General features: G+C 64.1%; 15 protein-coding genes. 6 read left to right on the top strand and 9 right to left on the bottom strand.

Features of this window, described 5'->3' with window-relative positions:
* Nucleotides 1-95 precede the first annotated feature (95 nt).
* Nucleotides 96-617: a hypothetical protein gene (locus FJ546_RS09240; protein ID WP_140889047.1), complete on the top strand. Its 522-nt coding sequence runs from the start codon at nucleotides 96-98 to the stop codon at nucleotides 615-617.
* A gap of 63 nt (nucleotides 618-680) precedes the next feature.
* Here FJ546_RS09240 and FJ546_RS09235 read toward each other — a convergent pair whose 3' ends face one another.
* From FJ546_RS09235 to FJ546_RS09225, 3 genes are all read right to left on the bottom strand, one after another.
* Nucleotides 681-1,304 (bottom strand): hypothetical protein, encoded by a 624-nt coding sequence (locus FJ546_RS09235; protein ID WP_140889046.1) that lies wholly within the window; start codon nucleotides 1,302-1,304, stop codon nucleotides 681-683.
* 15 nt (nucleotides 1,305-1,319) lie between these two features.
* A complete protein-coding gene (locus FJ546_RS09230) occupies nucleotides 1,320-2,942 on the bottom strand; it encodes an FAD-binding oxidoreductase (RefSeq protein WP_140889045.1) in 1,623 nt (540 codons plus the stop codon).
* 195 nt (nucleotides 2,943-3,137) lie between these two features.
* Nucleotides 3,138-3,380, bottom strand: coding sequence for a DUF1344 domain-containing protein (locus FJ546_RS09225; RefSeq protein WP_027047290.1), 243 nt, complete (start codon nucleotides 3,378-3,380; stop codon nucleotides 3,138-3,140).
* Nucleotides 3,381-3,821: 441 nt separating this feature from the next.
* Here FJ546_RS09225 and FJ546_RS09220 point away from each other — a divergent pair, with 441 nt between their 5' ends.
* Nucleotides 3,822-4,316: a DUF2314 domain-containing protein gene (locus FJ546_RS09220; protein WP_140889044.1), complete on the top strand. Its 495-nt coding sequence runs from the start codon at nucleotides 3,822-3,824 to the stop codon at nucleotides 4,314-4,316.
* A 13-nt stretch (nucleotides 4,317-4,329) separates the two neighbouring features.
* Here FJ546_RS09220 and FJ546_RS09215 read toward each other — a convergent pair whose 3' ends face one another.
* Nucleotides 4,330-5,283 carry a DUF3137 domain-containing protein gene (locus FJ546_RS09215; protein WP_181167876.1) on the bottom strand — a complete coding sequence of 318 codons (954 nt, stop codon included), beginning with the start codon at nucleotides 5,281-5,283 and terminating at the stop codon, nucleotides 4,330-4,332.
* A gap of 143 nt (nucleotides 5,284-5,426) precedes the next feature.
* A complete protein-coding gene (locus FJ546_RS09210) occupies nucleotides 5,427-6,452 on the bottom strand; it encodes a CapA family protein (protein WP_140889043.1) in 1,026 nt (341 codons plus the stop codon).
* Between the two features lie 160 nt (nucleotides 6,453-6,612).
* Between FJ546_RS09210 and FJ546_RS09205 the strand changes: the two genes are divergently transcribed.
* Nucleotides 6,613-7,869, top strand: a complete 1,257-nt coding sequence (locus tag FJ546_RS09205) for a hypothetical protein (RefSeq protein ID WP_140889042.1) — start codon at nucleotides 6,613-6,615, stop codon at nucleotides 7,867-7,869.
* Between the two features lie 119 nt (nucleotides 7,870-7,988).
* Here FJ546_RS09205 and FJ546_RS09200 read toward each other — a convergent pair whose 3' ends face one another.
* From FJ546_RS09200 to FJ546_RS09185, 4 genes are read right to left on the bottom strand one after another with little or no spacing between them, the layout of a single operon-like run.
* Nucleotides 7,989-8,306: a hypothetical protein gene (locus FJ546_RS09200; RefSeq protein WP_246686787.1), complete on the bottom strand. Its 318-nt coding sequence runs from the start codon at nucleotides 8,304-8,306 to the stop codon at nucleotides 7,989-7,991.
* A gap of 6 nt (nucleotides 8,307-8,312) precedes the next feature.
* Nucleotides 8,313-9,248 (bottom strand): hypothetical protein, encoded by a 936-nt coding sequence (locus FJ546_RS09195; RefSeq protein ID WP_140889040.1) that lies wholly within the window; start codon nucleotides 9,246-9,248, stop codon nucleotides 8,313-8,315.
* A complete protein-coding gene (locus tag FJ546_RS09190) occupies nucleotides 9,248-11,956 on the bottom strand; it encodes a hypothetical protein (RefSeq protein ID WP_140889039.1) in 2,709 nt (902 codons plus the stop codon). Before FJ546_RS09190 ends, FJ546_RS09195 begins: the two co-directional genes overlap by 1 nt.
* A gap of 24 nt (nucleotides 11,957-11,980) precedes the next feature.
* On the bottom strand, nucleotides 11,981-12,850 hold the full coding sequence (locus tag FJ546_RS09185; protein ID WP_140889038.1) for a protein-L-isoaspartate O-methyltransferase: 870 nt from the start codon (nucleotides 12,848-12,850) through the stop codon (nucleotides 11,981-11,983).
* Nucleotides 12,851-13,368: 518 nt separating this feature from the next.
* Between FJ546_RS09185 and FJ546_RS09180 the strand changes: the two genes are divergently transcribed.
* From FJ546_RS09180 to FJ546_RS09170, 3 genes are all read left to right on the top strand, one after another.
* Nucleotides 13,369-14,979 (top strand): DUF2778 domain-containing protein, encoded by a 1,611-nt coding sequence (locus FJ546_RS09180; RefSeq protein WP_140889037.1) that lies wholly within the window; start codon nucleotides 13,369-13,371, stop codon nucleotides 14,977-14,979.
* A 124-nt stretch (nucleotides 14,980-15,103) separates the two neighbouring features.
* Nucleotides 15,104-18,268 (top strand): excinuclease ABC subunit UvrB, encoded by a 3,165-nt coding sequence (gene uvrB, locus FJ546_RS09175; protein ID WP_140889036.1) that lies wholly within the window; start codon nucleotides 15,104-15,106, stop codon nucleotides 18,266-18,268.
* A gap of 176 nt (nucleotides 18,269-18,444) precedes the next feature.
* Nucleotides 18,445-19,350, top strand: a complete 906-nt coding sequence (locus FJ546_RS09170) for a DMT family transporter (RefSeq protein ID WP_140889035.1) — start codon at nucleotides 18,445-18,447, stop codon at nucleotides 19,348-19,350.
* Nucleotides 19,351-19,494 lie beyond the last annotated feature (144 nt).

Genomic DNA, 19,494 nt, shown 5'->3' with positions numbered 1-19,494 from the left:
CCCGCCTTGTTCGCGCGCGATGGAATGGTGCATGTTGCCTGACGGGCGACATGCACTTGAATGGGCTGCCGGGGGCATCTCGAAGGGACAAGACCGTGATCAAGACCGCCCTTGTCGCCATGACCATTGTCGGCTGCGACTGCGACGCCAGATTGTGCGAATATATCGGCGAGACGCCGGCCAAGTGGTCGACCATCGCCGAATGCGAGGCAGCGATGAAGAGCCAGATCCTGCACCAGCGCAATTTCGACTATCCGCTGGTGTCCGGCATCTGCCGCACCAAGGGTTCGTCGTCCTCTTCGCAGCTGGCCGCCATCGCATCCCGCCCCGAACTCAAGCCCGCCAGCAGGGTCGTGCGGACGGAAAGCCCGCTGCCGCCGGAACTGAGCCATCGGCCGAGCGTGCCGGTCGGCTCGCCGACGACGACCGTCGACGCGAACGCTGCCCGGCCCGTCGCCTATGAACAGGTGGTCGATGGCGGAACCGGCGTGCTCTATCGCACGAAGAACGGCTATGCCGTGGTCGAGACCGATCTTGGCCGCGCGGCTTCCGCTACGGCTGATGCCGCAAGACGCTCCGTGAACTGGCTGGCCGGCCTGGTGCCGACGGGGCTGTAGCCAATGCATGTCGCCCAAAAGTGCGCAGCGGTTTTGGGACAACGACATGCATAGGCGAAAGATTTACATCTTGACCTTCAGGCTCTCCCAGAATTTGTCGATCAGCGGCTGTTCGGTGGCCAGGTCCTCGCTGCCGACGCGCGTGACGAACAACAGCCCCTGATCGGCGAGGCCGTAGCCGACGATCTCGAAATACGCGGTGTCGGTGCGCGTCTTCACCTCGGCGCGGATGCCGGTCAGCTCCTTGCCGTCGACGAGCTTGCGCGTCGTCGGCTGCTGCGTCAGCGCCGCGCCGGCCTGCACCGATTCCCTGGTCATCTCCTGCAGCATCAGTTGGTTGAGCGACACCGGGTTCATCTTGCCGTATTCCTGCACGACGACGATCGTGCCAAGCGCCGAAGCCATCAGATATTGCGTGACGCTCTCGCCGAGATCGGTCTTGGTGACCGAAATGCCGCTCGGATGGACGAAGGAGAAACTGTCGCCGGAAAAGGTGGCGAAGTCGTTGCGCTCGAGCGTCACCTTGCTCTGCTTGCCGCCGGGCAACGTGACGGTCGTGCTCTCGCCGGGGTCGATATCGACCGCCACGCCGTCGATGGTCAGCTTGAACGCCTTGAGGTCCTTGGCTCCGGCCGGTCCAGCGCACAGCGCGATGAGAGTGAGGGCTGCCGCTGATACCATGCGCATCGACTGTTCTCCTGCTTATGCAACCCCGCTCAGCGCCTTGATGCCACGGTAGAAGGTCGAGGAAAACAGTTCCGTAGGGTCATAGTGCCGTTTCGCCGCCAGGAAGGCCGGCAATTCGGGATAGGAGGCCTGCAATTCCTTGGCCGTGTAATGCAGCTGGTAGGGCAAGAAGAACCGTCCGCCATGCTTGATCGTCACGTCGATCAGCGCCCGCGTCAGCGCCCGCATCTTCGCATTGCCGTCGGCATCGGTCGGCTGGTTGATGTAGAGCACCAGCGAATAGGCCGGCTCCGGCGCATAGGTCAGCGCCACATCCTCCTTGTGGACGATGCGCACCGAAGCGTTGAGCACCGGCAGGGACTGGTTGCGCAGGATCTCGCGCGCTTCGGTGATGAACGGATTGTAGGCGGCGCGCGGAATAAAATATTCGTGCAGTATGTCGGTCTCGTCGGTCAGATCGTTGAACAGATACGGCACCGAATCATGCATCGGGTTGTTACGGGTGACGAGGCACGCCTCGCCCTGCGCCATCGCCGCGGTGCGGGCCACGGTGCAACTTTCGAATCTCGGCTCCAGCGTCTTTTCGGTGAACCACTTCAGCTCCTGGAACAGGCTGCCCCATTTCGCCAGATTGATGATGACCCGCTTCAGCCCGACCGAGCCCGGCTCGCCGATATCAGGCTGGTCGGCCGGCGGCTCTTCGGCCACCTTGTCGTAGCGATAGACGATCATGTCCTCGAGGAAATTGCCCGGCGCCGTCGACAGATGGCCGTAGAACAAGCCGATATCCTTGTTCGGCTCCAGCACCTCGGCGAAGAATTTCGGGAAATCGTCAGATTTGATGATTTCGCGCGAGGTGCGGTAGACGGCGTTGTCGACGATATCGAGCGTTGCCTCAACCACCACGCCGAACAGGCCGTAGCCGCCGACGACATGGCGGAACAGCTCGCTGTTCTCCGTGGCCGAGCAGGTCGTCACCGACCCATCGGCCAGCATCACCCGCATCGAGCGGATCGAGCCGGCAACCGAACCCGCCTGATGGTCCATGCCATGCGCGTTGACCGACAGCGAGCCGCCGACGGAGAAGATGTCGGTCGACTGCATCGCCTTCACCGCGAAGCGCGGATGCAGCATGTTCTGGATGTCGTGCCAGCGCGCGCCCGGCTGCAGCGTCATGGTCCTGGCTGCCGCGTCGACGCTGACCTTGTTGAATTTCTTGAGGTCGAGCACCAGCGCATTGTCGTCGAAGGCATGGCCGCCCATCGAATGGCGGATGGCGGCCAGCGACACTTTCAACCCGTTGGCGCGGGCGAACGCCAACGCCCTGGCGATATGGTCCTCCTCGCTGACCTCGACCACGCCATAGACCGGGGTCCGCGACAGGCCGCTGGCATCATTGATGTCGCCGCCTTTGGCCGACCAGGGCAGCGAAGGCTCAAAGGCCGGCGGACTGGCAATCGGTTTCAGCGGCAGGGCAATGCCATCGATGTCGGCGATGCGTCCGGCATTTTTCGGCCCTGAAGGCCGGCGCGCCAGCCGCGCCATTGTGGTTCCGCCCCACAGCACCGCGCCGCCGAGGACAGCCGCACCGAGCACCAGCCGGCGCGACAGGCGAAACCCCTTCTGTTCGTCAGCCATGCAGATCCCCCGTTGGCCAAGGGATAGCGCGGCTTTTCGGCGAAAACCATAGGGCGGGAAGCGTTCCGCCACCTCAGTGGCCTGGCATGAGTGAGCAGGAGCATGAAAATGGCCGATCCCCGAAGGAACCGGCCAGGATTGGAGCAGGGTTTGAAAAATCCAGTCGGCAGGTCTGCCGACGCATGATACTCGTGTCTACGAAGCCTTCTTGATCGACGTCACCATGCCGGTCTTGTCATCGACGGTTACCGCCACCTTGGCGCCGACCTTCAGTTTGCCGATCTTCGCTTCCGGCGACAGCTGGTAGATCTTGCCGTCGTCGAGCGTAATCGACTTGGTCGTCGGATCGACCGCCTGGATGGTGCCCTGAACGGACGCGGCATAGGCCGTACCGAGGAAGGCGAGCAGAGCGGCGGTGGTTGCGAGGGTCTTCTTCATCGATAGCACTCCGTGCTGTTTCACTTTTCCGGGCTGCCGCCTTGCGCAACGACAGCACCGAACGAGCCGACACTGGGCCTGAAAGCCTGCTGGCCGCAAATCACGTTGAGTGACTTTTTGCAAAGGAAATCATAGGCTTAATTCTGACACATTGCTTGCGGCTGACGCAGTTTCCAGCCGTATCGTTTGCTTCGACGCGCGCGGTTCGTCCATGAAAAGAATCGTTTAGGCCATTGCGGCGGGCGCCTCGCGGCCATCACGCAGCCGCCATAATCCGCCCCGGATTGCATCACGCAACAGCCTCCTGATCTTCGATTGATACAATTTTTGTTGCATGGATCAGCTCAACCGCGATCTCAAAAAGGCGGATGAAACTCGCGCTATGGTTGCAAATCCGAAATGAATGCGCGATGATTTCAACCGTCGCGACGGGGGACAACGATGAAACTTGCAGTCCGGACCATGATATCCCTGATGCTGGCGTTTGCGCCGGGATTGGCCGGCGCACAAGGCGTGGATCCGGGCGACGACAAAACGGTCATCTTTACTCCCGACGATCCCGATATGGCTCTGGCTACCGCGAAGGCGCGCAGCAGACTGGATGAATTCCTCGCCTTGTCCGAGGCTCCTCCCCCTGGGACAGACACGTTCAAACTGAAGGTTAAGGTGCGGGATGGACACGTCACCGAACATTTCTGGGTCATCCCGTTCAGCCGCACCGGGGCCGGATTTGTCGGCATCCTGGCAAACCAGCCGGAGGGGGTACACAATGTCGTCCTCGGCCAGGCCATAGAATTCACCAGGGACGACATTTCCGACTGGGGTTACAGAAGCGGTGGACGGCAGGTTGGCAGCTTCACCGTTTGCGTGATGTTCAAGAAAATGTCCAAAGAAGAAGCAGACGCCACGCGCGAACAATATGGCTTCGACTGCTGACGGCGGGGTCCGATCAACCCATCTCGTCCTTCGCGCCGATCTTTCGCACCAGCGCCGCCGTCGCCAGCATGGCGCCCATGTCGGAGATCATCGGCGCGACATGCCTGGTGTAGTCGAGCGGCGCCGAAATCTCCGGCAACTCGAAGAAATTCTTGGCCTGCGGCAACAGCAGGAACCCATCGCTGCCGTTGAGCGCGACGCGGGCCGGATCGTCGGGCCAGGTTTCGCCCAGCCATTTCAGCGCCTGTGCCAGCCGGCCGGTCACCAACGGCCGCGCCGCTTCGACATTGTCGGTGCGGAATTCGTAGGCCGCGTCGAGTTCCGGCACGCCGGATGACAGGTCCTGCATCTTGCTGGCGAACAGGCCGCGGAAGAAGCCCATGACCGCATTGGTCCGCCGCGTCGCCACCAATGTTCCGGGGAACGGCTCGATCGCCTCGAAGGCGACGATGACGCCTTTGAAGGCCGTCGCCTTGGTCTTGGTCGAAGCGCCGTCCCAAAGGTCGGCCTCGTAGAGTTCGAACGCAAACCCGTCATAGCGTCCCGATATGATATCGTCGAAGCGGCTCATGCCGGCGCCGCCGACCGTCTCGCGTGGCAACCGGTCGAAGGAATTCGGCTTCACATCATGCTGGTAGCGCATATCCCCGATGAAGCCGAAGATGATCGGCATCAATGTCTCACGAAACGATTGCTGCAGCCGCGTCGCCGGCCGGATCGCCCGGAAATAGAGCAGGATCGCCGTCACGAAGCCGAGGATGTACAGAAACACATGCGGCGTCGAGAACCATTGTTCGTTGGGGTCGGCGACCTTGTTGAACAGCCAGGCGATCACCGCCACGGCCACCAGCACCAGCCCGACGAACAGCGGCACCCGCCAGCGCACCTGCCGCACCGCCGAGGCCCGCGCCGCCTCATAGGCCTCGATGTTCTTTCGGATGCCGGCGATGACAGTCTCATCAGGCATGAAATCCGCTGCTTCCACCGCCGCCCCCGCAAGCCTGACCACGATCATGATAGCTGGTTTTGTCCGATGTATCGACTGAAGCGCCTCGAGACGGTGCCAGCCTGAAGGATGCATACCTTGGCGGTGAGCGAATGGTTGCCACATTACGGAAAGATCGCCCTTAGCCGCCCCTGAACCCTGTCGCGCATTCGGCGCTCCAATCGCTCCACCGGCACCAGCCGTTCATGATCCCCGCCCCGCAGCCTTACAAATGGGTGCATCTGGTAAGCCGCAATCGCACCACGCGACCCCTCATCCGTACTGACATCCGCGACAAAAATCCCGCCAATGCGCCCCGGCCATGGCTGTCGCGCCAGGGCGGTGCCGAGGAAATCGCCGAGCCCATAGGCGACGACAGTCTCGCCGATCAGCTCCACCGGCTGCACCACATGCGCGTGATGGCCGGCGATCAGCCCGACGCCCTGCCCGGCCAGGCGCCTGGCCAATGTCCGCGTCCCGGCGCGCGGAAAGTGCCGGAACTCCCAGTCCCAATGCGGCACGGCGCAAAGAAGATCGAACCCGCGCGGCCAGCTGGCCAGATCACTGCCCATCGACACACGCCCTGCAAACAGGCTCTCATCCGCATTGCGCCACAGCGTGAAGGCCGCGAAGCCGACATTCAGCGGCCCGACTTTGACCGGCCGCACCGGGCCATCGGCGGCAAGGCCTATGCTGCCGATACCGAGCCGCTTCAGCGCCGCCACCGTGTCGTCGAAACCGGCGACGCCCTGGTCGAGCACGTGATTGTTGGCCAGCGACAGCACCAGCTTTTCGCGCGCAAGGCCGGCCGCGGCGAGCGCCTCGGCCAGAAACCGCTCGCTCATCGCATGATGCGTGCCGAGCCTTGTGCCCAGCACCGCGCTCGGCCTGTCCACGACAGGGCTCTCGCAATTGCCGATCACCAGATCGGCAGTGCCAAGCAGCGCCTTGATCGCCGGATCGCAGTGCGGCGCCCTGCGGTTGGCCACCGCAGAGATGTCGCCGACGAAGGCAAGCCGCACCGTCCGCCCTGGCGGCGGCTCCATCAACATCCCCGCCATCGGCGCAAACCCATTGCCGTCGCCGCCAAGCGACGGCTTAAGGAAACGCGGCAGCCAGGACAGTTTGTAGGAAAGCGGATAGTTCGACACGCAATGCCCAATCGTTTGCCTTGTTTAGACCGTCCCGTGGGCGGGTTGAAGCCGTCGGCAATCAACGATGTGGACAGCGCATCGGCACTGACCGGCGCGACACCGCAAATAGCCGCAAATCTGTGTATGGTCGCCGGCGGCAAATGCTTGGGAGGAAAAGATGACACGAATAGCAAGCCTGATGGCATCCGCATTCATTCTGCTTGTGCCGCTGTCTTCGGCGCACGCCGCCATGCCCGAAGTGGCAACCGCGCTTTTCGAGGCCAAGACCGTGGCCGCGCGCGACAGCGCCCTGTCGACGCTGGAGGCGGCCGCACCGAAAGATCCGGCATCGGCCTATGCCGCCGGCGCCGGTGAGTTCTTCACGGCACTTGAACTGCTCGCCAGCGGCCTGCACCGCCACGGCTTCGAAAGCCCGCAATCCTTCATGCTGCCGCTGATGCAGCTGCCGGTGCCCTCCAATCCCAATCCCGAGCCGCTGACCTACGAAGAGTTCCGCGCCATATTGGTGGCCTTCCGCGACAGGTTGGCAAAATCCGCCGCGACCCTGAGCTCGGTGCCGGCCGATGCCGATATCGGCATGGTCATCGACCTTACCCATGTCGGCATCGACCTCAACGAGGACGGCACGATCGCGCCGGACGAAAGCATGGCGGCCATCATGGCCGCGCTGTCGCACGGTGGCCTTTCGCAGGGCGATACCGCACCGGCGCTGACCTTCCGCTTCGACCGCGCCGACGGCTATTGGCTGCAGGGCTATGCCGAGTTCCTGATGGCGCAGGCCGATTTCTGGCTGGCGCATGATTTCAGAGGTACTTTCGACGGCTCCTTCCACATGCTGTTCCCACGCGCCAAGCTGCCATTGCAGGATATTCTCGTGCCGCCGCCCAGCGAGATGGGCTCGAGCATCTTCTCCTCGGAATGGCGCATCGCCGATTTCATCTCGATGGTGCACTTGATCAACTGGCCGGTGGTCGAGCCGGAGCGCCGCAAGGCGGCACGCCAGGAATTGCTCGAAATGATCCGGCTGTCGCGCGAGGACTGGAAGGCGATCCGCGCCGAGACCGACAATGACCGCGAATGGCTGCCCGGGCCACAGCAGAAGGGCGAGAACCCGCTGACCGGCCTCGAAGTCGGCGAGGAGCAGGTCCAGGCCTGGCTCGCCACCTTGACCATGGCCGAGGACCTGCTCGAGGGCCGCGCGCTGCTGCCGCATTTCCGCATCGCCGGCAAGGGCATCAACATGAAGCGCTTCTTCGACGAGCCGAAGGCCTTCGACCTGGTGCTGTCGATTACCGGCCCTGGGATCGCGCCTTATCTCGAAAGCGGCAGGATCCTGACCAGCGAGGATTTCGACCAGATCCAGCGCGAATTCGGCGGCGGCGGGTTTTTGACGTTCGCGCTATGGTTCAACTGAGCGGCCTATCAGGCCCGGGTCCCTGCCCTCGCTGGGTGCAGGAGAAGTATCCAGTATTCACCGGAACCGCGCCAGCAATTCCGGGAAAATCGTGAAACGGTTTTCCCGCGGGAATTGTGTCAAACAAAGAGTTGGAAAAGCCATCGCTGGAGCCGCAGCAGCCCGGCCATGGCGGCGGCTATCAGCGCGTTCGATATCACGCCGATCGCGGCGGTCGTCCAGGCGATGTCGCCGGATTGGCCAAGGACAACGAACGGAAATCCGGCGGCGATGACGACAATCGCCGCGCACAATCCAAGCCATCCCATGCCCGGCCGCTTGATCAGCCGGCCGAGGAAATAGGCGATCCCGACCAGCAGGATCCTGAGCGGGTCCAACAGCTGGGTGATGACGATGGCGGCCAGAAGCATGTGCAAGAACTGGAACTGGAGTGCCAAAAGGTCCTAGCGCGGAAACCCGTGCAGTCGGCCAAGCAGCCACTGCAGCGGATTGCCGACGAAGGCGCGGGTGACGAATGTGTCATGGGCGGCATCGGAGGCGAGCAAGGCGATGGTGCCGGCTTCGAGCCAACGCGGCGGATCTGTGCTGGCGTCAATGCCCTGGGTCGCCAGTAACTGTCTGATTTCGGCATTGCCGGAGGCAGAGGACTTGCCATAGGCGCTGACGAAGAAACTCTTCCGGTGCCGCGCGATCCAGCTGGCGAAGATGTCGGCATCGGCGAAGACCGCGTCGAGCAGGATGACGCCGAGCAGGCGGCCGCCGACATCGCCGTTCCTGAGAATGAAGGCGGCCGGGTTGTAGCCGCCGCTATAGGCCGCCAGCACCACCGGCATGGCGTCGAATTTTGCCGCCTTGGCACCGGTCAGTTTGGCCAGGCCTTGCGCCGCCTCGGCCATGAACCCGGCAAAATAGCCCGGCGTCCAGAAATTGCCGGCGCTGGAATCCTGCGCGTTGCTGGCGAATTGCGGCGCCACCAGCACGGCGTTGAGGCCGGACGCCTCGACCTGCGCGACGACGCGCTGGCGGCCGACCACATCGCGCTGCAAGGTGGCGCCATTGCCGTGGAAGAACACCACGATGACAGCCGGCTTGGCCGGATCGAACCCTTTCGGCACCGCCAGCAGCGTCGAGCGGTCGGAATAGGTCTCGTCTTCCCAATAGATGCCGCCGCGTGGCGAGGTGTGGCCGCGCCTTCCATCCGCCGCCGTGACGTCGAGAAAAGGCGCGGAGCCGTCGGGCAGCTTGCCACGGTAGGGAAAGGGCGATGCCTTGAACGGCACGATGGTGGATATGGCCTTGCGCAAGCGCGCCCCCTGGCTCGCCACCGGAAACACCGCCGTGGCCAGCAATCCGGCAACGATGGCGCGCCGGTCCGGCATCAGGCCGCCACCAGCCGCATGGACGGCGCCTTCGACGGCAACAGCACGGCAAAGAAGGCCGGGATGGCGATGAGATAGGCGATCGCCGCCCATTGCAGCACGGCGCTCAGTCCAAAGCCGGTGGCGACGATCGGCACGGCGGCCGAGCCGATGACCGAAAAACAGCCATTGATGCCCCAGGCCCAGACGAACAGATGCTCCTTGCCGAGCCGCGCCAGCCAGGTCATGGCGGTGGCCATCGGCATGCCCATCAGGAAGGCCGGCGGCGACACCAAAAGGAAGCAGAGCAGCAGGCGCACCGCATAGGGATAGGCGCCGATCCGGTCGAGCACCGGCGACAGGTAGAAGCCATAGGCGAGCAGCAGCCCGCAGACCGCCAGCAGCACGATCGGCAGCAGCGTCCTGGCGCGGTTGAAGATGCGCTCGGCAAACAGGCTGCCGAGCCCGGAAAACACCAGCATCGAGGAGATCAGCACCGAGGCCGACACGGTCGGGTTGGCGAGCGCCACGGTGAAGCGGCTGATAAGCCCGACCTCGACCATGATGTAGCCGAGGCCGAGACAGGCGAAATAGAGGATGGTGCCGAGCTTGCCGCGCGAGCGCGAGAACACGATGCGCCAGCCGAAGATGACCGGCAGCAGCACCAGTGACGCGGCCGTGATACAGGCGATGCCGAGCGTCGCCCAGATCAACAGATAGCCCCAGTCGTCCTGGAACAGGTCGAGCCGGTCGAGCGTGCGCGGCAGGTCGGCGACCTTCACATAGGCGGCGAAATAGGGCTGGTCGTTGCTCAGCGCCCGCGCGTCGAAGACGTAGTCGCCGGCAAGTTTTTCCCACCCACCGGTCAAAAGCGCGTGCCAGGTCATGCGCTGCAGTTCCGTCGCCGGCAGCACTTGCGGGCCGGGGGCGACGCCGGCCCCTGCGCAGGCATCGAGCGTCGGATCGGCCGGCGCCGTCGGGTCGCAATCGGGATTTGCCGGCGCGGTTGGGCCGGCAGGCGCGGTCGCGTCGGCGGCCGGCTGCTGCGTCAATGTCGCGTCCTGTCCGCTGGCGAAGATCGAGGCGCGATAATCGTCGAGCACCTTTTGTGCGCCCGAACCGTCATAAGTCATTCCTGGATAGTAGACCTCCTCCCAGGACATCGACTTGGTGTAGTCGCGCAGCGTTCTGATTTCGGCCTCGGTGAAGCCGCCGCGCTTGAACAGCACGGTCGTGGTCGAGAGGTAACTCGAGACCGCGAAGATGTCGTTGGCGGCGCCCTGGCTGTCGAAAATCCTCGCTGCCTCGGCGACGGTCGAATAGAGCTTCAGCACCGATTTCGGCGGCTCTTCCTTGTTCCACAAGGTGATCGACAGCACGCCGCCATCGGCCAGCGCGTGCATGTAGCTCAGCATCGCTTCGCGCGTGTAGGCGTATTTCTCCGAGATGGCGAAGCCGCCGGGGTTGGACAGGCCGACACTGTCGGCGAGGCTGAGGTCGATGACGTCGTAGCGCTCCGCCGTTTTGGCGAGGAACAGGCGCCCGTCATAGTCGATGACCTTGAGCCGCGGCTCGGCCAGGATGTCGCCGGTGACATCCTTCAGCGCAGGGTCGCGGAATGCCCGCAATGTCATCGGATTGCTCTCGGCGACGGTCACCGAGGTCGAACCCGCATTGAGCGCGGCCTGCGTGGAGATGCCGCCGCCGAACTGCACGACGAAGGTTTTGGGCTTGTCCTTGATGACATAGGGATAGTGCATCGGCAGATAGCGGAAATAGACCTGCTCCGCCGGCGCCAGGTTGCGCATGATGCCTTCCGGCCCGTCGCCGTCGCGATACATGCCGACATAGGTGTTGGCCGCCACTTCGGGCATGCCGAAGGCGGCATTGTCGCTCAGGCCCGGTGCGAAATGCATGTAGGAGCTGGCATAGACCTGCAGATCGCCGAACGGCGAGACGCTTCGGTAGATGCGTTTGCCGTCCGGAAAATTGCGGGCATAGGCGACGCCCTTGTATTGCGATACGGCAATGTCGGGTATGCCGAGCAGGCCGGGCAGCATCAGATAGCCTGATATCGACAGCGCCGCGACCACGACCCCGGCGACGACGCTCTTCCAGGCGCCAAAAGCAACAAACCACAGCAGCGAACCGGCGGCCCACAAAAGCAGCGGCACGACGATGATGGTTTCCGGCGCGAAGAGATAGAGCGACACCAGCACGGCGAGGCCGGCGAGCCCCGAACCGGTGAGGTCGGCGAAATAGACGCGGCCGAAGGCCGTGCGGCTTTTCAGGAAGACGATGCCGAGGAAGAACGCGCCGGCCAGGAACGGCACGAGATAGAGCAGGAAATTGGCGAGCAGCCGCCATTTCTGCGCCGGGTCGGACACCAGGAAGATGGCGTTGAACGGTACCGTCTGGGCAACCAGGTTGGAGCCGACGGCGAGCGGGCCGATCAGCAGCAGGGCCGCGGTGGCGGCACCTTGCCAATGGCGGTCGAACCAACCCTTGCCGGCGAAGATGATGACGCTGGACAGCGAGAAGCCGAGCATGGCGAGGCTGACCACCAGCGAGCCGAAATGCGACCAGCTGCCCACCGCGAACACCCGCATGACAGCGATCTGCAGGGCGATGATGGCGCCGGCGATCAGCCCAACCGCCAGGTAGTGCGTCAGCCGCGGCGCCTCCAGGGACGGGATGGTCAGGCGGGAATTCGATGCAACGGCTGCCATTCAGGTCCCTTGATGCCGCAATGCTCAGCCGTTGTGTGTGCCGACGATCTGGTCGGCCTCGAGCTTGGTGAACGGCACGAACGGCACCACCTTGCCATTGTAGATGTCCGAGCGGACGATGTTGAACGTACCGTCGGCGAGCTGCTGCTTGATCACCTTGAGCACGTGCTGCGCGCCCGGCGGGCCGACCGGAATGACCATCACGCCGTTGGGCTTCAGCTGCTGCAGCAGCGACGGCGGGATGTGGTCGATGCCGCAAGTGACGATGATCTTGTCGAACGGGCCCACGCTTTCCCAGCCATAATAGCCGTCGGCATTGCGGCTGGTGACCGAACCGAACTCACTGTAGCCGCGCTCGACCAGCCCGTCATAGGTGCGCCGCGTGCGCTGCGCCAGCGGATTGATGATCTCGATCGTGTGCACCTTGTCGGTGAGGTTGGCGAGATAGGCCGACTGGTAGCCCGAGCCGGTGCCGATCTCGAGCACGGCCTCGCCGAACTGCACGTCGATGGACGTCGTCATCCGCCCGACGAGGTGCGGACCCGAAATCGTCACGCCATAGCCGATGTCGAGGAAGGCATGGTCATAGGCGCGCCCCAGATTCTGCGGCAGCACGAATTCCTCACGCGGTGTCAAAAGGAAGGCGCGCTTGTTGCGGTCGTCCAGCACGTCCTTGTTGTAGACCATGATCTGGAAGCGATCGAATCGCTGCGCCAAAAACTTCGGATCCTCGCCGCGATTGGCCACCATCCAGTCGATGAACGATTTTTTGTCGTTGAACGGCACTTCGGCGTTGCGGTCGTAGGGCACCGGCACGTTGGCCCTGACGGTGGCCGGAAGAATGGAGAACGCCGCCGCACCCGCCGACAGCGCCAAGAAATCTCGACGCTTCATGGAAAAAGCCTCCAAAAGTGGCCTTTGCCACCCCAAAATCAAGCACTTCAACCCGATTGCACCGCCTCCCAAAACGAGTCAATGGGCGTCGAGGGGCGACCGTGCGGGCCGAAAAAATGTGGCAAGCGGGCCACAGTTTTGCCGATGCCATCGGCTTTTTCAGGACCGTGGAGCAGCGCGCCGCATTGCCGCGAGGCTTGCCGGAGCCACCTTGTCTTATATTAGCAATGGCTGTTTTGCTTGACTCGGCCGGCAAAAACAGGCAGCAAACCTGCTTCGGAAGGGCTGAAATACCGCGTGCATGATCGTGGACGAGCCTTTTTTGGCACAAAGTCCACGTCTCTCGGTTGGTTTTGAGAGGGATTGGTTAACCAACTTTGTCCATATTTTGAAGCAATCGGCAATCAACGACAGGCGCGGCAAACGCGTCGGGGACCACCCTGGGATCACTCGCAGAATGGTCGTCGCGGCTGACAAGGCCACGTACGGGGAAAACCGATTGGAGCGAGATTGGTTGCATGGCGTTGTCGAGTAAACACAAAATAATCCGGGACCAGCGCGAGGGCGGCGAGTTCGTCGATGCGCAGCGCACCCCTTCCTTCAATCCGAAACGGATCGTCCGCTGGGTCGCGGTGCCCGGTGCCAGCGCCGCGGTCGGTCTCTGGCTGATCGGCACCATGGCCGGCCTCAGCTCCGTCGGCGTCTCGCTGTCGGCGACATCGACCGGCCTGCCGCAGACCTTGGCCATGCCGGGCTCGCTGGCGATGGCCGATCCGCTGAAACAGCATTTCCTGAGGTCTTCGGCGCCGTTCATGCTGGCCAATGCCCATGGCGGCGCCCAGGCCCTGCATGACAATGCCGTACAATGCGGCGCCACCTGCTTCAAGCTGGCCCGTGTGAGCCCGCTGGGTGAGAAATCCGCACGCCTGGCGGCTCGAGCAAGGCCGGAACAGCCAATCTTGAAGTCGAAGGCACAGGAGCGCTTCGACCGCATGGAGGCGTCGCTGTCGCCGACCAAGCTCGTCGCCGCCTTTGCCGCCGCCGACAAGCCCGTCGCCACGGCCGACACCCGCCCGGTGATTTCCCAGGCCGCGCCGCGGATCACCGAGGCCTCGCTGGTTCCGTCAGTCCAGTTGATGGCCAGCCTGTCGAGCGACATGCCGGCTCCCGTGGCGGAACGCTTTGCCCGTGCCGATACCGGCGCCGTCGTCCAGACCGCGCCGGCGCCGATGGGCCTCGCCCAGTCGCAGACGCCTGACAACACCCAGCTGGCGCTGGCCCTCGTCCAGTCGCTGCCCGTCGAGGACGAAGCATTTGCCTCTCCGCTGCCGATGACCGAATCCTCTGCCGATGTCGCGATAGCACCTGCCGAGACCCAGCCGCAACAGCCCGGCGACGCTGCCTCGCTGCCGGATGCGCTGACCGACGACGTGCCGCTGCCGACCCGCCGCCCGCAATATGACGCGCCGCGGCAGCCGAAGGCCGTGGTGGAACAGGATGAGCCGGCGCCGCAGCCCAGGATCGCGCAGCAGAAGCCGGCGCCGCAGGCAAAGCCGGTCCAGCAGGCCCAGCCCGCAAGGCCGGCCCGGGCCGGCCGCGACGGCGGCGATGTGCTGGCCTATGCCAAGCCGGACACGCCTTCGGGCGGCCTCGGCCAGGCGTTCAGGAACCTCTTCAACGGACCGAGCGGCGGAAGCGGAGCCGGCCACGGCGTCGCCGTCTATGACATCAGCGCCAAGACCGTCTACATGCCGGACGGCCAGCGGCTCGAGGCCCATTCCGGCCTCGGCGCCATGGTCGACCAGCCGCGCTATGTCCACGTGAAGGATCGTGGCCCGACGCCGCCCAACACCTACAATCTGTCGCTGCGTGAATCCCGCTTCCATGGCGTCGAGGCATTGCGCCTGACCCCGGTCGGCGGTGGCAACAAATACAACCGCAACGGCCTGCTCGCCCACACCTACATGCTGCGCGGCGGCCGCGCCGAGTCCAACGGCTGCGTCGTCTTCAGGGACTATTCCCGCTTCCTCGCTGCCTTCAAGAAAGGCAAGGTCACACGTCTCGTGGTGGTGCCGCGCCTCAGCGGATCGCCGACCCAGGTGGCGACGGACAACGCCCGCGGCGCCTGACCGCGGGCGGATGCCCCCGGCAACTGCCTCCTCCTGACAGCCTTCTGTCAGGAGCCGCATCGGGGCATGCGCCTCGCCGCATCGCGCTCTTTCCATCTTCGCCAAGACCTCCCATATTCGGGGCATGGCCAAATCCCCCGATAAAAGAACGCCGCCGACGGCGAATGACGACCGCGCCGCGCCGAAGCGGCGCAGCCCGCTGACCGATTTCCTCGACGCCTCCGAGCCGCTGCACAAAGGCGGCTTCGCCGAGATGCCACAGCCCGAATTGTCGGGCACGCCGCTGACCGGTTCGATCGCCGACTGGGCCGAACAGATCGAGCAGGAGGCGGAGCGCGAAGGGCGCCAGACCGGCAAGGGCGACGACGGCAAAGCGCCAAAACCATCCAAGAAGATCCCCGAGCGTTCGTCCGCGCCCGGGCGCACGGCGCGCGGCACCTCGATGGGCGGCGCGGCCACCGCCCGCGAACGCGCCGCGGTCGGCCTCAATCCGGTCGCCGGCCTCGACATCTCGCTGGAAGAAGCCGAGACGATGACGTCGAGCGGCGTCACCGCGACGGTCGCCGCGCTCTCGGCGCTGATCGAATCCGGCAATCCGCTGCACAAGGATGGCGTGCTGTGGACGCCGCACCGCCCTGCCCGGCCGGAAAAGTCGGAAGGCGGCATCGCCATCAAGATGGTGTCGGACTTCGAGCCGGCCGGTGACCAGCCGACCGCCATCAAGGACCTAGTCGAAGGCGTCGACAACAACGACCGCACCCAGGTTCTGCTCGGCGTCACCGGCTCGGGAAAAACCTTCACCATGGCCAAGGTGATCGAGGAGACGCAGCGCCCCGCCCTGATCCTGGCGCCCAACAAGACGCTGGCCGCGCAGCTCTATTCCGAGTTCAAGAAATTCTTCCCCGACAATGCGGTGGAGTATTTCGTCTCCTATTACGACTACTACCAGCCGGAAGCCTACGTTCCGCGCACCGACACCTTCATCGAGAAGGAATCCTCGATCAACGAACAGATCGACCGCATGCGCCACTCGGCGACGCGCTCGCTGCTGGAGCGCGACGACGTCATCATCGTCGCCTCGGTGTCCTGCATCTACGGTATCGGTTCGGTCGAGACCTATACGGCGATGACCTTCCAGATGCAGATCGGCGACCGGCTCGACCAGCGCGCTTTGCTCGCCGACCTCGTCGCCCAGCAATACAAACGCCAGGACATCAATTTCGTGCGCGGCTCGTTCCGCGTGCGCGGCGACACGATCGAGATCTTTCCGGCCCACCTGGAGGACCGCGCCTGGCGCATCTCGATGTTCGGCGACGAGATCGAGCAGATCACCGAGTTCGATCCGCTGACCGGCCAGAAGACCGGTGAGCTGAAAAGCGTCAAGATTTACGCCAATTCCCACTATGTGACGCCGCGCCCGACGCTCAACCAGGCGATCAAGTCGATCAAGGAAGAGCTCAAGCAGCGGCTGGTGGAACTGGAGCGCGCCGGCCGCCTGCTGGAAGCGCAGCGGCTGGAACAACGCACCCGCTTCGACCTCGAAATGCTGGAAGCCACCGGCTCCTGCGCCGGCATCGAGAACTATTCGCGCTATCTCACCGGCCGCCAGCCGGGCGACCCGCCGCCGACCTTGTTCGAGTATATCCCGGACAATGCGCTGGTGTTCATCGACGAAAGCCACGTCACCGTGCCGCAGATCGGCGGCATGTATCGCGGCGACTTCCGGCGCAAGGCGACGCTGGCCGAGTATGGTTTCCGCTTGCCCTCCTGCATGGACAACCGGCCGCTGCGCTTCGAGGAATGGGATGCCATGCGCCCGCTCTCCGTCGCCGTTTCGGCGACGCCGGGTGGCTGGGAAATGGAACAGTCTGGCGGCGTCTTCGCCGAGCAGGTCATCCGCCCGACCGGCCTGATCGACCCGCCGGTCGAGGTGCGCCCGGCGAAAAGCCAGGTCGACGATGTCGTCGGCGAGATCCGCGAGACCACGGCCGCCGGCTACCGCACGCTGGTCACCGTGCTGACCAAGCGCATGGCCGAGGATTTGACCGAATATCTGCACGAACAGGGCGTGCGTGTGCGCTACATGCACTCCGACATCGACACGCTGGAGCGCATTGAGATTCTGCGCGATTTGCGTCTCGGCGCTTTCGACGTGCTGGTCGGCATCAACCTTTTGCGCGAAGGCCTCGACATTCCCGAATGCGGCTTCGTCGCCATTCTCGACGCCGACAAGGAAGGTTTCCTACGCTCGGAAACCTCGCTCATCCAGACCATCGGCCGCGCCGCCCGTAACGTCGACGGCAAGGTCATCCTCTATGCCGACCAGGTTACCGGCTCGATGGAGCGGGCGATGGCCGAAACCAACCGCCGCCGCGAAAAGCAGATGGAGTGGAACGCCGCCAACGGCATCACGCCGGAATCGGTCAAGTCGCGCATCTCCGACATTCTAGACTCGGTCTACGAGAAGGACCATGTCCGCGCCGACATCTCGCAGTTCACCGACAGCGCCGGCGCCATGATGGGCAACAACCTCAAGGCGCATCTCGACGCGATGGAAAAACAGATGCGCGACGCTGCCGCCAATCTCGACTTCGAGAAGGCCGCCCGCATCCGCGACGAGATCAAGCGGCTGCGCGAGATGGAACTGTCGATCTCCGACGACCCGCTGGCCAAATACGCCGACATGGAAAGCCCGGTGTCGGGCCGCGAAAAGGGCAAGCACAACAAGGGCGTGGCCAAGCACCGTACGGCAGAGGAACAGGAGCGTTTCCGCAAGCTCGACGAAGCACGCGCCGCCGAAGAGGCCGCCAGGGCTGCCCGGCCCAACCTCTTCCGCAAGCCTCATCTCGACGAGATGGGCGCCGACGGCGCCGTGCCGGTGAAGAAGCCGCTGTTCGCCAAACCGTCGATCGACGACATGGGGCCCGGCACCGATATGCCGACGCCTGCGGGAGCGATGTCACGCTCGCTGTTCAAGAAACAGTCGGCGTCCGAAGCGCACGGTTCCGACTTCGGTATCCCGGGCGAGCCGGTCAAGCCGCTGTTCAAGAAGAACTCGCTGGACGAGATGACCGTTCGCCGCACGGAAAAGCCGGTCGAAGGAAAAATGCCGGCGAAGCCCCAGCCGACCTCCCCCCTCGTGGGGACCGGCAGGACAGGCGCGAAGGATCGCGACGATTCCGCCAAGCCAATCGTCCGCCAGCGCGCCGGCATCGGCTCGTACGAGGACCCAGGCGACGCCCGCCGCGAAAAGCGCCGGCCTGGGAAAACGGGCAGGCCGGGGAAGTAGCCGCCTCTTCCTTCTCCCTTGGAGAAGGGAAGGCCCCATCGTCGCGCCTTAACATCCTGCTTATCAAAGGTGGAACAGCCTCTGGACTATACGCTCGCGCTTGCCGCTAGGCGGTGGAAGCGATAGCACGGCTGCAATCCTGCCTCTGCGAGCAAAGCTCCCATCCGCCCCACCTCATGAAACCCAGGGACATCGCAGCTTATGCCTTCCTTGCCGTCACCTGGGGCCTGTCGTTCCTCGTGCTGCTCAAGGTGGTACACGCATTCGGCTGGGTCGGCGCGGTGACGTTGCGTGCGCTGATCGCCGGCATCACGCTCTTCCTGCTGGCGGCGGCGACGCGGCGGCGGCTCGATTTCAGCGCCGGCTGGCCGCACTTCGCCATGGTCGGCGCGACCACCGTCGCGGCGCAGCTGATCGGCCTGTCCTACGCCACGCCGCGCATCGGCACGGCGATGGCGGCCATCCTCGTTGCCGCGATCCCGCTGTTCTCGATGATCCTTGGCCAGTTATGGGGGCTCGAGCGCATCACCGTCCGCGGGCTGGCCGGCTTGCTGCTCGGTGCCGCGGGTATCGTGATCCTGGTCGGCTTCCCTTCGGTGCCGATCACCCCGTCCTTCGCATTCGGCTGCGCCGCCTCGCTGTTCAGTTCCTTCTCCGCCGCCTTCGGCAGCAATTACGCCAATCGCCATCTGCGCTCGGCCGGCTCGTTCGAACTCACCGGCGCCGCCTTCCTGTTCGGCGGGCTGATGACACTGCCGCTGCTGGTGGCCGTTCCGGTGCCGGCCATGCCGCGTCCTGTCGATTTCCTCTATCTCGCCCTTCTCGCTTGCGTGATGAGCGCGCTGACCTATGTCGTCTACTTCCGGCTGGTGGCCAGCATCGGCGCGACCAGGACGATCAGCGTCGAATTTGCCGTGACCACGATCGCCGTGCTGGTTGGCACTGTCATGCTCGGCGAGTCGCTGACCATCATCCAGGCCTTCGGCGCGGTTGCGATCATCGGTGGCTGCATATTGGTGCTGGATCCGTTCCCGCGCCGGGCGAAAGCGGCGGCCTTGCCATCCGCACCGCCCTTGGTGTAATCGCTTCGCACACTCGAACGTATTGAAAGGAGGGCTCACGTGTTCACGTTTCATCGTCACCATCGTCAGCGTGGCCCGATTTCTGCCCTGCAAGCCAGCTTGCAGGGCTGACCAGGGACGGTCCGGGTTTTTCCCGCTTCGATT

It is taken from the genome of Mesorhizobium sp. B2-4-19 (genome assembly GCF_006441315.1).
In the GTDB taxonomy this organism is placed as follows: domain Bacteria; phylum Pseudomonadota; class Alphaproteobacteria; order Rhizobiales; family Rhizobiaceae; genus Mesorhizobium.
Note: the sequence above shows the minus strand (reverse complement) of the source record. Positions and strands in the feature narration are given on the sequence as shown.

What these genes read in the sequence shown, in the direction of transcription:
- FJ546_RS09235 (WP_140889046.1), bottom strand. Translation starts at nt 1,304, where the DNA reads ATGCGCATGGTATCAGCGGCAGCCCTCACTCTCATCGCGCTGTGCGCT.
- FJ546_RS09230 (WP_140889045.1), bottom strand. Translation starts at nt 2,942, where the DNA reads ATGGCTGACGAACAGAAGGGGTTTCGCCTGTCGCGCCGGCTGGTGCTC.
- FJ546_RS09225 (WP_027047290.1), bottom strand. Translation starts at nt 3,380, where the DNA reads ATGAAGAAGACCCTCGCAACCACCGCCGCTCTGCTCGCCTTCCTCGGT.
- FJ546_RS09220 (WP_140889044.1), top strand. Translation starts at nt 3,822, where the DNA reads ATGAAACTTGCAGTCCGGACCATGATATCCCTGATGCTGGCGTTTGCG.
- FJ546_RS09215 (WP_181167876.1), bottom strand. Translation starts at nt 5,283, where the DNA reads ATGCCTGATGAGACTGTCATCGCCGGCATCCGAAAGAACATCGAGGCC.
- FJ546_RS09205 (WP_140889042.1), top strand. Translation starts at nt 6,613, where the DNA reads ATGACACGAATAGCAAGCCTGATGGCATCCGCATTCATTCTGCTTGTG.
- FJ546_RS09195 (WP_140889040.1), bottom strand. Translation starts at nt 9,248, where the DNA reads ATGCCGGACCGGCGCGCCATCGTTGCCGGATTGCTGGCCACGGCGGTG.
- FJ546_RS09190 (WP_140889039.1), bottom strand. Translation starts at nt 11,956, where the DNA reads ATGGCAGCCGTTGCATCGAATTCCCGCCTGACCATCCCGTCCCTGGAG.
- FJ546_RS09185 (WP_140889038.1), bottom strand. Translation starts at nt 12,850, where the DNA reads ATGAAGCGTCGAGATTTCTTGGCGCTGTCGGCGGGTGCGGCGGCGTTC.
- FJ546_RS09180 (WP_140889037.1), top strand. Translation starts at nt 13,369, where the DNA reads ATGGCGTTGTCGAGTAAACACAAAATAATCCGGGACCAGCGCGAGGGC.
- uvrB (WP_140889036.1), top strand. Translation starts at nt 15,104, where the DNA reads ATGGCCAAATCCCCCGATAAAAGAACGCCGCCGACGGCGAATGACGAC.
- FJ546_RS09170 (WP_140889035.1), top strand. Translation starts at nt 18,445, where the DNA reads ATGAAACCCAGGGACATCGCAGCTTATGCCTTCCTTGCCGTCACCTGG.